This window comes from Pseudomonas sp. NPDC087029 (genome assembly GCF_044745345.1).
Lineage (GTDB): Bacteria > Pseudomonadota > Gammaproteobacteria > Pseudomonadales > Pseudomonadaceae > Aquipseudomonas > Aquipseudomonas faucium.
Genome location: NZ_JBIVAB010000013.1, coordinates 67,992 through 80,288 on the forward strand (window position 1 = coordinate 67,992; position 12,297 = coordinate 80,288).

A 12,297-nucleotide genomic window follows, 5' to 3' on the forward strand; every position below is an offset into this window, starting at 1 on the left:
CTAGTGTCAAGGAATTGTCCCGCGAGGCGCGAAGCATGAACAGGACGTCCAGCGCAGCGATCGGCTTGCTGATCGCGAGCCTTGCCGCATCGGCGGCGGAAACTGAGCGAGAAGGGGATTACTGGTACGTGCAGACCAGCGCCTACACCCGGCACTGGAGCCATGACCCCGAGCACAACAACCACCAGGAGCTGATCGGCATCGAGCGGGTGTACACCGACGGGCTGCTGTGGGGCGCGGCGACCTTCAAGAACTCGTTCTACCAGCGCTCCTACTACGGCTACCTGGGCAAGGTCTGGGAAAATCCGCAGTATCCCGTTTACGCCAAGTTGAGCGCCGGGTTGATCGAGGGTTACAAGGGCGAATACGACGACAAGATCCCGCTCAACCACTTTGGCGTTGCGCCCGTGATCATTCCATCGTTTGGCGCCCATTGGGGGCCGGTGGGGGCGGAGTTCGTGGTACTGGGTGCAGCCGCGGGGATGGTCAATGTGGGGTTGAGGTTCTGAGGCTGCAGGGCAGCCTCAGTGCGTTGTGCCTCAGGCCGCGTTGGGCAGGGCCTTGTCGGCCACCTTGCCGCGCCCGCCCAGCCACACCAGCAGCAGGCCGGCTGCGGCCAGCACGCCGCCGGCCATCGGCACCGCCGCATAGCCCAGGTTCAGGCTGATCACGCCGCCCCCCAGGGCCGCCCCCAGGGCGTTGCCCAGGTTGAACGCGCCGACGTTGATCGACGAGGCCAGGCCCGGCGCCTCGGCGGCGGCGGTCATCACCCGCATCTGCAGCGGCGGCACCACGGCGAAGGTGAACACGCCCCACACCAGCAGGGCGATGGCCGCGCCGATGTGGCTGCCGAGCACCAGCGGCATCAGCAGCATGATCAGCGCCAGGGTGCCGAGGAAAATGCGTGCGGCGCCGTCCAGCGACCAATCCGCCAGGCGCCCACCGAGGCTGTTGCCCAGGGTGAAGCCGACCCCGATCAGCACCAGGCCAAGGGTGACGAAGCTGTCCGAAGCCCCCGTCAGCTCGGCCAGTACCGGTGCCACGTAGGTATACAGGGTGAACATGGCCCCGGCACCGAGCACGGTGGTGGCCATCGCCAGCAGTACATTGGGCCGGGCGATCACCGCCAGCTCCTTGCGCACCTGTGGCACGCTGCCGCGCTCACCCTTGGGCAGGGCGTACCACAGCGCGGCCATGGCCAGCAGGCCGAGCACTGCGGTGCCGGCGAAGGCCATGCGCCAGCCGACCTGCTGGCCGACCCAGGTGGCCGCCGGCACGCCGCCGATGTTGGCGATGGTCAGGCCCATGAACATGGTCGCCACGGCACTGGCCTGCTTGTCCTTGGATACCACGCTGGCCGCCACCACCGCGCCCAGGCCGAAGAAGGCGCCGTGGTTGAGGCTGGTGACCAGACGCGAGGCGAGCAGGGTGTAGTAGTCCGGCGACAGCGCCGACAACAGGTTGCCAAGGGTGAAGATGGCCATCAGCGCCATCAGCGCGGCGCGCTTGCCGAAGCGGCTGAACAGCAGGGTCATGATCGGCGCGCCGACCATCACGCCGACGGCATAGGCGGTGATCAGCATGCCGGCGCTGGGGATGCTCACATCCACGCCTTGGGCGATCACCGGCAACAGGCCCATCGGGGTGAACTCGGTGGTGCCGATGCCGAAGGCGCCGATGGCCAGGGCGAAGAGGACCCGTTTGGGAGAAAGCGTGCTCATCAGGAGCTCCGGTCTAAAGGTGGAAGGGGGGCTGCCGTGCAGGCTGGGCCCATCAGTCCCAGGCTGGGGCGAGATTGGCCGGGCTGACTTCCCGCCCGTTGCGCTCCAGGGTGGCGATCTGCGCCATGTCCTCGGCGTCCAGGCGCAGGCTTTGGGCAAGCAGGTTGCTGGCCAGGTTCTCGCGCTTGGTCGAGGACGGGATCACCGCATAGCCCAGCTGCAGGGCCCAGGCCAGTGCCACCTGGGCGACGGTCGCCTTGTGCTTGCTGGCGATGGCGGTGAGCACCGGGTCATTGAGCACCTTGCCGTAGGCCAGGGTCATGTAGGAGGTCACGGTGATGCCCTGTTCCTGAAGGAACGCCGCCAGTTTGCGGTTTTGCAGATAGGGGCTGAGCTCGACCTGGTTGGTGGCGATTTCACCTTTGCCGACCACCTCGATCGCTTGCCGGGTCAGGTCGATGTTGAAGTTGGAAACACCGATCTGGCGGGCCAGGCCCAGTTGCTTGGCTTGCGCCAGCGCAGTCATGTATTCGCGCAGTTCGACGCCATTGCCCGGTGCCGGCCAGTGGATCAGCAGCAGGTCGACGTGGTCGGTACGCAGCTTGGCCAGGCTCTCGCGCAGGCTCGGCACCAGCTTGTCGGCGGCGTAGTTCTCGACCCAGATCTTGGTGGTGATGAACAGCTCGCTGCGCGGCACGCCGCTTTCGGCGATGGCCTGGCCGACTTCGCCTTCGTTCTTGTAGATCTGGGCAGTGTCGATGACCCGGTAGCCCAGTTCCAGGGCGGCCTTGACCGAATCGATGACGGTTTGGCCGGTGAGGCGGAAGGTGCCCAGGCCGAAGGATGGAATGCTCATGTGGTGCTCCTGCTGAGGTGATCGAGAGAACTAGAGCTTAGTTGCTCGGGTTCCAGGCTCGTTGGCATGGGCAGCAGTGTGCGGGTTTCGTAGTGATTGATTAAGGCGGGGCGGGGCCAAGGTCTTTTGACCTGAAATCACGAGTCAATGCCTGGCTCGTGATTTCAGGCGGGTAATGAAGGTCAGGCCGCGATCTGCCCCGGCACCGACTGCAACAGCCACAGGTGGCGCTGGCCTTCGAGCTGGGCTTCCAGGGTCGACGCCGCGCCGGTGCGGCGGGCGGCTTGGTCCTGGCCGAGCAACTTTTCGAGCATGTTCAGCAGGTTGCGCGATTGGTCCGCCGAGGCGCGCTGGGTTTCATCCGACTTCAGCACCCCATCCTGATAGGTGCGCACACGCTCGTTCTGGCTGGCTTCCTGGGTAGCGCTGGCTTCTACCAGGGTGTTGTTGGCGAACGCCAGGCGCGTGCTGCTGCGCGAAACGTCCTCGACTTCGTGGTAGCGGTAGTTCTGCGATTTGCTGTCGCCGGTCAGGATCAAATCCACCAGCGGGTTCAGGCCCTTGTGCCACGCGGCCTTGAGGCTGGCTTGCTGGTCCTGCTGCAGCTCCAGATTGGCGGCATTGCCTTTGCGGCTGGTGGACTGCGAGACCTTGTAGTCGAAGTGGTCGGCTTCTTCAGGGCGCATCGGGTTGCTCTGGCCGACGGCCTGGGTGATCGAGGCATCGAAGTCGGCCAGGCCGCTCAACAGCGTGCGGCTGACCTTGTTCAGCGCCGTGTCATGGTTGGCCGGGCGAGTGCTGGTGTCGTCCACGCTGTTGAGTTGGCTGAAGGCATCCTTGAACAGGGCCATCAGTTGCGCATCGCCCTGGCCGCGTTTCTGCGCAGTATCGAACTGGGTCAGGTAATTGGCCACCGCGGCCTGGCGCTGCGCCTGGCTGCCCAGCAGGGTACCGCCCTGGGTGTCGAGGTTCATCTTCACTTCGCCGCTGGCGCCCTTGAGCAACAGGCTGCGGGTGCTTTCGCCCAGGTTCAGGTCGAAGGTCTGCTGCACGCCGCTGGCGGTGTCCAGCTTGGCATTGAGCTGCAGGCCGGTGAACAGGCTTGGGTCGAGCTTGACCAGCGCCCCCAGTTGCAGTTGAGGGGGGTCGCGGGTCAGGCCGTTGATGGTGGACTGGAAGCTGTCGGCCAAGGCTGCCAGGCCTTTGAGCTCTTCATCGGTCAAGGTGCCGCCCTGCACATCGGCATCCACCGCAAGGCCTGCTTCGCTGCTGTACAGGCCCAGGGAAATGGTGGCCCCCGAGGCGCTGGTGAGCTGGAAGGTCACGGTATTGGTCGCATGTTCACGCAACCGGGCCTGCTGCATGCCCAGCAGCAAGGGGTCGGTCCCTGTGCTGTCGTTGACCGCCAGCCCCGACTGGGAAATCCGCTGACCGCCGTTGGCTGCCAACTGCTCGAGCAGGGCGGCGCCTAGCCCCTGGAAGCGGGCGGCAGGCGAGGAGGACTGGATTGCGGTGTGCATGTACATGCTGAGCTTGTCGAGGCCGCTCTTTTCCCACACGTATTGGCCCTGCGGCTCTTGCAGCGTGCCTTTGGCGGTGTAGGTCTGGGCGTCGATGCTGGAGGTCTGCTGGCCAAGGCTGACCACGGTGCTGGGGCGCACGGTCTGTGCCTGGGGCAGGCTGGTGCTCGCGACCTGGGGGGCGCGTGGGGCGAATTGAACGACGGGTGTCAGGCGTACCGCAGAGGTAATGGTGGTCATCGCCAGCATCCTTACTGATCATCAAGGGTAAACCTTGATATCGGCAGGCCAGCAGTAAACCTGAATGCGCATGTGAAATGCACATGGCCCACCGGTGGGTGGGCCATGCAGGGGACGATCAGCGGCGGCGGAACAGCGGCAGCGGTTCGTCGGTGGCGGCCTGGTAGGTCACCGAGAAGTCTTTCAGGCTTTGCAGGGCGTCTTCCGGGTCCTTGTCGGCACGGATGGCGAAGGCATCGAAACCGCAACGGGCCATGAAGAACAGCTGGTCGCGCAGCACGTCGCCGATGGCGCGAAGCTCGCCCTTGAACTGGTAGCGGTCACGCAGCAGGCGCGCGTTGGAGTAGTTGCGCCCGTCGGTGAAGGCCGGGAAGTTGAGGGCGATGACCTGGAAGTGCTGCACGTCGTCGCCGATCTCTTCCGCCTGCTCGTCGCTGTCCAGCCACACGCCCAGGCCGCCGTCGCGGGCCTTGAGCACGTGGGCATGGTCGCGCCACAACTGCAGCGGGACGATGTAGTCGTCGCAGTTGGTCAGCTCGTCGAGGCTGGTTTCCTTGGGCAGCAGGTGCCAGGTTTCGTCGACGATCTGGTTGTTCTTAATGATTCGCTGCATAGACGCGCTCCTTGAAGGGGTCGATGCCGATACGCTGGTAGGTGTCGATGAAACGCTCTTCCTCGGTACGTTGCTCGACGTACACGGCGATCAGCTTCTCGATCACATCGGCCATGGCGTCCTGGGCGAAGGATGGGCCGAGGATCTTGCCCAGGCTCGCGTCACGCGCGGCGTTGCCGCCCAGCGACACCTGGTAGAACTCTTCACCCTTCTTGTCCACGCCGAGGATGCCGATGTGGCCGACGTGGTGGTGGCCGCAGGCGTTCATGCAACCGGAGATGTTCAGGTCGATTTCGCCGATGTCGAACAGGTAGTCGAGGTCGTCGAAACGGCGCTGGATGGATTCGGCGATCGGGATCGACTTGGCGTTGGCCAGCGAGCAGTAGTCGCCGCCCGGGCAGCAGATGATGTCGGTCAGCAGGCCGATGTTCGGCGTGGCGAAGCCGCCTTCGCGCAGCTCCAGCCACAGCGTGTGCAGCTGGCGCTGTTCGACGTCGGCGAGGATGATGTTCTGCTCGTGGGAGGTACGCAGGAAGCCGAAGCTGTAGCGCTCGGCCAGGTCCGCCACGGCGTCCAGCTGCTTGTCGGTCAGGTCGCCCGGGGCAACGCCGGTGGGCTTGAGCGACAGGGTCACGGCCACGTAGCCAGGGCGCTTGTGGGCGCGGGTGTTGCGCGAGCGCCAGCGGGCGAAGCCTGGGTTTTCGGCGTCCTGGGCACTGTAGTCGACGTTGTCGAGGGCCAGGTACTCTGGGTCGATGAAGTGGCGCGAAACACGCTGCACTTCGTCTTCGGTCAGGGTGGTGCTGCCGCCACGCAGGTGGGCCATCTCGGCCTCGACCTTCTCGGCGAACACTTCCGGGGTCAGTGCCTTGACCAGGATCTTGATCCGCGCCTTGTACTTGTTGTCACGGCGACCGTAACGGTTGTACACGCGCAGGATGGCGTCCAGGTAGCTGATCAGGTCCTGCCAGGGCAGGAACTCGTTGATGAACGAGCCGACCACCGGGGTACGGCCCAGGCCGCCGCCGACCAGCACGCGGAAGCCCAGCTCGCCTGCGGCGTTGCGCACCGGCTCAAGGCCGATGTCGTGCACTTCGATGGCCGCGCGGTCTTCTTTGGAACCGTTGATGGCGATCTTGAACTTGCGCGGCAGGTAGGCGAATTCGGGGTGGAAGGTGGTCCACTGGCGGACGATCTCGCACCACGGGCGTGGGTCGATGATCTCATCTGCAGCAACCCCGGCGAACTGGTCGGTGGTGGTGTTGCGCAGGCAGTTGCCGCTGGTCTGGATCGCGTGCATCTGCACGGTGGCCAGTTCGGCGAGGATGTCCGGGATGTCTTCCAGGGCCGGCCAGTTGTACTGCACGTTCTGGCGGGTGGAAATGTGGGCGTAGCCTTTGTCGTAGTCGCGAGCGATCTTGGCCAGAGTGCGGACCTGGCGGGCGTTGAGCTGGCCATACGGCACGGCGACACGCAGCATCGGTGCGAAACGTTGGATATAGAGGCCGTTCTGCAGGCGCAGAGGGCGGAATTCTTCTTCGCTCAGCTCACCGGCCAGGTAGCGGCGGGTCTGATCACGGAACTGCTTGACGCGGTCCTCGATGATCCGCTGATCGTACTCGTCGTATACGTACATAAAAGTCCTGTCTCAGGCTGCATGCAGCTATTCGCGCGCACGGCCGCGCACTCCGGTTCGGAGCCGAGGAACGATATCAGGTTGGGGTTATGCGCTAAAGTGATGTTTTTGCATATGAAAAGAACCAAACGAACTAACTGAGACTGACTGGCATTTGTTCGTGATTGGCCCTCTGGCGTTTATACTCCGCGGTTTGCCCAAGGGGGACCGCATGCTCAAGGCGCTGTGCCAAAGCTTGTGCCTGAGCTTGCCGCTGGCAGCCACGGCCCAGGCTGCTTCGGTGGTGTTCCTCAACCCCGGGCAATCCACCGAAACCTTCTGGCTCAGCTATTCGCGCTTCATGCAGGCGGCCGCCGACGACCTGGGCATGACCTTGCGCGTGGAGTATGGCGAGCGCAATGCCGAGCGGGCGCTGACCCAGGCGCGGGCGGTGCTCGAAGGGCCGCAGCGGCCCGACTACCTGGTGCTGGTCAACGAGCAGTACGTGGCGCCGGAAATCATCCGGCTTTCAAAGGGCACCGGGGTCAAGCTGTTCTTGGTAAACAATGGCCTGACCGCAGGCCAGGCCGAAAGCATCGAGGCGCAACCGGGCAAGTACGGGCAGTTGCTGGGTACCCTGACCGGCAACGACGAACAGGCGGGCTACCAGATGCTGCACCAGATGGTTGCGTTGCTGCCGCCCAGCGACGACTTCATCGACCTGGTGGCCTTTTCCGGGGTCAAGACCACGCCGGCCTCGCAGCTGCGCGAGCAGGGCATGCGCCGCGCCCTGGCCGATTTCCCGCGGGTGCGCTTGCGCCAGGTGGTGTACGGCGGCTGGAGCCGGCAACGCGCCTTCGAACAGGCCCAGCAGCTGCTGCAGCGTTACCCGCAAACCAAACTGGTGTGGTCGGCCAATGACGAAATGGCCTTCGGCGCCATGCAGGCCTTCGAGGCCGCCGGGCGCAAGCCGGGGCGCGACGTGGTGTTCAGCGCGGTCAACAGCTCGCCCGAAGCGCTGCGCGCACGTATCGACGGGCGCCTGGGCGTGCTGATGGGCGGGCATTTCAGTTTGGGTGGCTGGGCCATGGTGATGCTGCATGATGACGCCCAGGGCCTGGCGATGAACCGCGACGGGCGCGACGAGCACAGCTTGCCGGTGTTGCAGTCGATCGACCCGGCCAAGGCCAGGCGCTGGCTCAAGCTGCTGGAAGAGGACGATTACGGCGTCGATTTCCAGCATTACAGTGCCCAAGGGCGGCCTTCGAGCTACCAGTATCCTTTTCTTGCGTCACCCGTCGACTATTGAAAGACCCTGCTTGAGCAAAGGGCATGGCTCGTCTTAACTGCTGGTGGTGAAGTGCATTCCCATAAACACTACAAGAGGCAATGCAATGGGAAACTCTACCAAGGTCCGCAAAGCTGACAGCAGCGTCGATGCCTGGGCGATTCTCTGCTTGATCGTCCTGGTGGTGGTCACTGCCGTGTATTGGGTCAGCCACCAGTAGCACCTTGTTTTCAGACCGTGATGCCACCTGAGCCGCCCGCGGAAGGGATTTCCGCGGGCGGGTTGCGTTCTAGCGGGCGGTGAGGTGCAGGGCCAGCTGCACCAGGCCGATCAGCACTGCGATGAACACCAGGGTGAATAACGTACCCAATGCGATGAAATGGCTGGCCTTGCCGTGGGTGAAGTCGCGCGCGCGGTTCTTGCCGCTCTGCACGCCGAAGGCGGCGGCGAGGATGCTGTGCAGCATTTGCCAGAAGGTTGGGGGCTTGCCTTGGCTGGAATCGTCCATGGGGGCTCCTGGGGAATCGGAGGCAATCAGGGACAGTGTAGGTGAATGTACCAGACCTATCGCCGGCAAGCCGGCTCCCACAAGTAGCGCAGAGCACTCAAGGCCTGCGCTGTCCCTGTGGGAGCCGGCTTGCCGGCGATGGGGGCCCAAACAGTCTTAGCTGTCGTACCCAAGGTTAGGCGCCAGCCAGCGCTCGCTGACGCTCACATCCTGCCCTTTGCGCGCGCTGTAGCTGTCGATCTGGTCCTTGTCCACCTTGCCCACGGCAAAGTACTGCGCCTGCGGGTGGGCAAAGTACCAGCCGCTGACCGCTGCCGCCGGGAACATCGCAAAATGCTCGGTGAGGAACACGCCGCTTGGCCCGGTCTCGCCAATCGCGCTGCCGTCGAGCAGGCGGAACAGCGTTTCCTTCTCGGTGTGGTCCGGGCAGGCCGGGTAGCCCGGGGCAGGGCGGATGCCGCTGTACTGCTCCTTGATCAGCGCCTCGTTGTCCAGGTGCTCGTCGCGGGCATAACCCCAGTGCTCCTTGCGCACCTGTTCGTGCAGCCATTCGGCGCAGGCTTCGGCCAGGCGGTCGGCCAGGGCCTTGACCATGATCGAGCTGTAGTCGTCACCCTTGTCCTGGTAGGCCTTGGCCACTTCCTCGGCGCCGATGCCGGCGGTGGTGATGAAGCCACCGACATAGTCGGTCACGCCGCTGCCCTTGGGCGCGACGAAGTCGGCCAGGGACAGGTTCGGCTTGCCATCGGGCTTGATGGTCTGCTGGCGCAGGTGGTGCAGGGTGGCCAGTGGCTGGCCATCGTCGCCGTACACTTCGATGTCGTCGTCGGCCACCTGGTTGGCCGGCCAGAAGCCGAACACCGCACGGGCACTGATCAGCTTCTCGTCGATCAGCTTGTCGAGCATCTCGCGGGCGTCCTGGTACAGCGCGGTGGCTGCCTCGCCGACCACTTCGTCGGTGAGGATGCGCGGGAACTTGCCGGCCAGGTCCCAGGAGATGAAGAACGGGGTCCAGTCGATGTATTCGGCCAGGGTGCGCAGGTCGATGTTCTCCAGCACCTTGACGCCGGTGAAGGAGGGCACCGCCGGCTGGTAGCCGGCCCAGTCGTATTGCGGCTTGGTCGCCACCGCCTGGGCATAGCTCAGGCGCTCGGTGCGGGCGCTGCGGTTGGCGGTGCGTTCACGCACTTCGACGTAGTCCTGGCGGGTCTTCTCGACGAAGCCCGGCTTGAGTTCCTTGGACAGCAGCTGCGTCGCCACGCCCACCGCGCGCGAGGCGTCGGTGACGTAGATGACCGCATCGTTGCTGTACTTGGGCTCGATCTTGACCGCGGTGTGCGCCTTGGAGGTGGTGGCGCCGCCGATCATCAGCGGCAGGTTGAAGCCCTGGCGCTGCATTTCGCGGGCGACGTGGACCATCTCGTCCAGCGACGGGGTAATCAGGCCCGACAGGCCGATGATGTCGCACTTCTCGTCGCGGGCGGTCTGCAGGATTTTCTCGGCCGGCACCATCACGCCGAGGTCGACGATGTCGTAACCGTTGCAGCCCAGCACCACGCCGACGATGTTCTTGCCGATGTCGTGCACGTCGCCCTTGACCGTGGCCATGAGGATCTTGCCCTTGGCTTCGGGCTTGTCGCCTTTTTCGGCTTCGATGAACGGAATCAGGTGGGCCACCGCCTGCTTCATCACGCGGGCGGATTTCACCACCTGCGGCAGGAACATCTTGCCCGCGCCGAACAAGTCGCCGACCACGTTCATGCCGCTCATCAGCGGGCCTTCGATGACCTCGATGGGGCGCGCGCATTGCTGGCGGCACTCTTCGGTGTCCTCGACGATGTGTGCGGTGATGCCCTTGACCAGCGCGTGCTCCAGGCGCTTGCCGACCGGCAGCGAACGCCAGGCTTCGTTTTCCACTTCCTTGGTGGCGCCGCCGCCTCTGTAGTTGTCGGCGATGGCCAGCAGCGCGTCGGTGCCTTCCGGGGTGCGGTTGAGCACCACGTCCTCGACCTTCTCGCGCAGCTCGGCGGGGATCTCGTCGTAGATCTCCAGCTGGCCGGCGTTGACGATACCCATGGTCAGGCCGTTGCGGATGGCGTGGTAGAGGAACACCGAGTGGATCGCCTCACGCACCGGGTTGTTGCCGCGGAACGAGAACGACACGTTGGACACGCCGCCCGAGCTCAGGGCATGGGGCAGGTGGTCGCGGATGTAGGCACAGGCCTCGATGAAGTCGACGGCGTAGTTGTTGTGCTCTTCGATGCCGGTGGCGACGGCGAAGATGTTCGGGTCGAAGATGATGTCTTCCGGCGGGAAGCCCACTTCGTTGACCAGGATGTCGTAGCTGCGCTGGCAGATTTCCTTCTTGCGCGCGGCGGTGTCGGCCTGGCCGACCTCGTCGAAGGCCATCACCACCACGGCGGCGCCATAGCGCTTGCACAGGCGGGCGTGGTGCTTGAACTGCTCGACGCCTTCCTTCATGGAAATCGAGTTGACGATGCCCTTGCCCTGGATGCACTTGAGGCCCGCCTCGATCACTTCCCACTTGGAGGAGTCGATCATGATCGGCACGCGGGAGATGTCCGGCTCGCCGGCGATCATGTTGAGGAAGCGGACCATGGCGGCCTGGGAGTCGAGCATCCCTTCGTCCATGTTGATGTCGATCACCTGGGCGCCGGCCTCGACCTGCTGCAGGGCGACTTCCAGGGCCTCGGTGTAGTTCTCTTCGCGGATCAGCCGGGCGAACTTGGCGGAGCCGGTGATGTTGGTGCGCTCACCGACGTTGACGAACAACGACTGGCGATCGATGGTGAACGGCTCCAGGCCCGACAGGCGGCAGGCCTTGGCGATTTCCGGGATCTCGCGCGGCTTGTACTTGGCGACCGCTTCGGCAATGGCCTGGATGTGCCCCGGGGTGGTGCCGCAGCAGCCGCCGATGATGTTGAGGAAGCCACTGGCGGCGAATTCTTCGACCACCGCGGCCATCTCGGCCGGGGTTTCGTCGTATTCGCCGAAGGCGTTGGGCAGGCCGGCGTTGGGGTGGGCCGAGACGTGGGTGTCGGCCTTGGTCGACAGCTCTTCCAGGTACGGGCGCAGGTCCTTGGCGCCCAGGGCGCAGTTGAGGCCCACGGAAATCGGCTTGGCATGGCGCACCGAGTTCCAGAACGCTTCGGTGGTCTGGCCCGACAGGGTGCGCCCGGAGGCGTCGGTGATGGTGCCGGAGATCATGATCGGCAGTTCGACGCCGTCGTCCTCGAACACCTGCTGCACGGCGAAGATCGCGGCCTTGGCGTTGAGGGTGTCGAAGATGGTCTCGATCAGGATCAGGTCGGCGCCGCCCTCGATCAGGCCGCGGGTGGCTTCGATGTAGTTGGTCACCAGCTCATCGAAGGTGACGTTGCGATAGCCTGGGTCGTTGACGTCCGGGGAGATCGAGCAGGTGCGGCTGGTCGGGCCGAGCACGCCGGCGACGAAGCGCGGCTTGTCGGGCGTTTCCAGGGTCTTGGCATCGGCCACCTGGCGGGCGACGCGCGCGCCCTCGACGTTCAGCTCGTAGACCAGCGATTCCATGCCGTAGTCGGCCTGGGAAATCTGCGTGGCGTTGAAGGTGTTGGTTTCGAGGATATCGGCGCCGGCATCGAGGTAGGCTTTCTCGATCGCGGCGATCACATCCGGGCGGCTGAGCAGCAGCAGGTCGTTGTTGCCCTTGACGTCGCTTGGCCAATCGGCGAAACGCGTGCCACGATAGTCGTGTTCCTCGAGGCGATAGCTTTGGATCATAGTACCCATGCCGCCGTCGAGGATCAGGATGCGCTCTTTGAGTGCGTGCTGGAGTGCTTGGAGACGAGCGCTGCGGTCGGACATAGGAACTACCTGGTCGGGCAAATATCAGAAGGTGCGGAATCATAACAAAGCTGCGCGGTTTTTAGGCGCATC

9 protein-coding genes are annotated in these 12,297 nt (G+C 64.5%); 2 read left to right on the top strand and 7 right to left on the bottom strand.

Features of this window, described 5'->3' with window-relative positions:
- Nucleotides 1–35: 35 nt before the first annotated feature.
- A complete protein-coding gene (locus tag ACIPG5_RS19470; RefSeq protein WP_176516745.1) occupies nucleotides 36–509 on the top strand; it encodes a sn-glycerol-3-phosphate transporter in 474 nt (157 codons plus the stop codon).
- 30 nt (nucleotides 510–539) lie between these two features.
- Here ACIPG5_RS19470 and ACIPG5_RS19475 read toward each other — a convergent pair whose 3' ends face one another.
- From ACIPG5_RS19475 to ACIPG5_RS19495, 5 genes are all read right to left on the bottom strand, one after another.
- Nucleotides 540–1,721, bottom strand: a complete 1,182-nt coding sequence (locus ACIPG5_RS19475; protein ID WP_401377291.1) for an MFS transporter — start codon at nucleotides 1,719–1,721, stop codon at nucleotides 540–542.
- Between the two features lie 52 nt (nucleotides 1,722–1,773).
- The gene (gene dkgB / locus ACIPG5_RS19480) at nucleotides 1,774–2,577 is read right to left on the bottom strand and encodes a 2,5-didehydrogluconate reductase DkgB (protein WP_401377294.1); all 804 of its coding nucleotides are present in this window, start codon (nucleotides 2,575–2,577) and stop codon (nucleotides 1,774–1,776) included.
- Between the two features lie 182 nt (nucleotides 2,578–2,759).
- A complete protein-coding gene (locus ACIPG5_RS19485) occupies nucleotides 2,760–4,337 on the bottom strand; it encodes a hypothetical protein (protein WP_401377297.1) in 1,578 nt (525 codons plus the stop codon).
- Nucleotides 4,338–4,455: 118 nt separating this feature from the next.
- On the bottom strand, nucleotides 4,456–4,950 hold the full coding sequence (locus ACIPG5_RS19490; protein ID WP_176516753.1) for a DUF934 domain-containing protein: 495 nt from the start codon (nucleotides 4,948–4,950) through the stop codon (nucleotides 4,456–4,458).
- Nucleotides 4,934–6,586 (bottom strand): nitrite/sulfite reductase, encoded by a 1,653-nt coding sequence (locus tag ACIPG5_RS19495; RefSeq protein ID WP_401377300.1) that lies wholly within the window; start codon nucleotides 6,584–6,586, stop codon nucleotides 4,934–4,936. Before ACIPG5_RS19495 ends, ACIPG5_RS19490 begins: the two co-directional genes overlap by 17 nt.
- A 211-nt stretch (nucleotides 6,587–6,797) precedes the next feature.
- On the opposite strand from ACIPG5_RS19495, the gene ACIPG5_RS19500 reads away from it, so the two are divergent.
- Nucleotides 6,798–7,874, top strand: coding sequence for an ABC transporter substrate-binding protein (locus ACIPG5_RS19500; RefSeq protein ID WP_401377303.1), 1,077 nt, complete (start codon nucleotides 6,798–6,800; stop codon nucleotides 7,872–7,874).
- A 268-nt stretch (nucleotides 7,875–8,142) separates the two neighbouring features.
- Here the strand turns inward: ACIPG5_RS19500 and ACIPG5_RS19505 are convergent, their stop codons facing one another.
- Nucleotides 8,143–8,361 (bottom strand): DUF2970 domain-containing protein, encoded by a 219-nt coding sequence (locus tag ACIPG5_RS19505; protein WP_012271636.1) that lies wholly within the window; start codon nucleotides 8,359–8,361, stop codon nucleotides 8,143–8,145.
- Between the two features lie 156 nt (nucleotides 8,362–8,517).
- Entirely contained in the window at nucleotides 8,518–12,225 is a 3,708-nt protein-coding gene (gene metH / locus ACIPG5_RS19510; protein WP_176516759.1) for a methionine synthase, read from the bottom strand.
- Nucleotides 12,226–12,297 lie beyond the last annotated feature (72 nt).

What these genes read in the sequence shown, in the direction of transcription:
- ACIPG5_RS19470 (WP_176516745.1), top strand. Translation starts at nt 36, where the DNA reads ATGAACAGGACGTCCAGCGCAGCGATCGGCTTGCTGATCGCGAGCCTT.
- ACIPG5_RS19475 (WP_401377291.1), bottom strand. Translation starts at nt 1,721, where the DNA reads ATGAGCACGCTTTCTCCCAAACGGGTCCTCTTCGCCCTGGCCATCGGC.
- dkgB (WP_401377294.1), bottom strand. Translation starts at nt 2,577, where the DNA reads ATGAGCATTCCATCCTTCGGCCTGGGCACCTTCCGCCTCACCGGCCAA.
- ACIPG5_RS19485 (WP_401377297.1), bottom strand. Translation starts at nt 4,337, where the DNA reads ATGACCACCATTACCTCTGCGGTACGCCTGACACCCGTCGTTCAATTC.
- ACIPG5_RS19490 (WP_176516753.1), bottom strand. Translation starts at nt 4,950, where the DNA reads ATGCAGCGAATCATTAAGAACAACCAGATCGTCGACGAAACCTGGCAC.
- ACIPG5_RS19495 (WP_401377300.1), bottom strand. Translation starts at nt 6,586, where the DNA reads ATGTACGTATACGACGAGTACGATCAGCGGATCATCGAGGACCGCGTC.
- ACIPG5_RS19500 (WP_401377303.1), top strand. Translation starts at nt 6,798, where the DNA reads ATGCTCAAGGCGCTGTGCCAAAGCTTGTGCCTGAGCTTGCCGCTGGCA.
- ACIPG5_RS19505 (WP_012271636.1), bottom strand. Translation starts at nt 8,361, where the DNA reads ATGGACGATTCCAGCCAAGGCAAGCCCCCAACCTTCTGGCAAATGCTG.
- metH (WP_176516759.1), bottom strand. Translation starts at nt 12,225, where the DNA reads ATGTCCGACCGCAGCGCTCGTCTCCAAGCACTCCAGCACGCACTCAAA.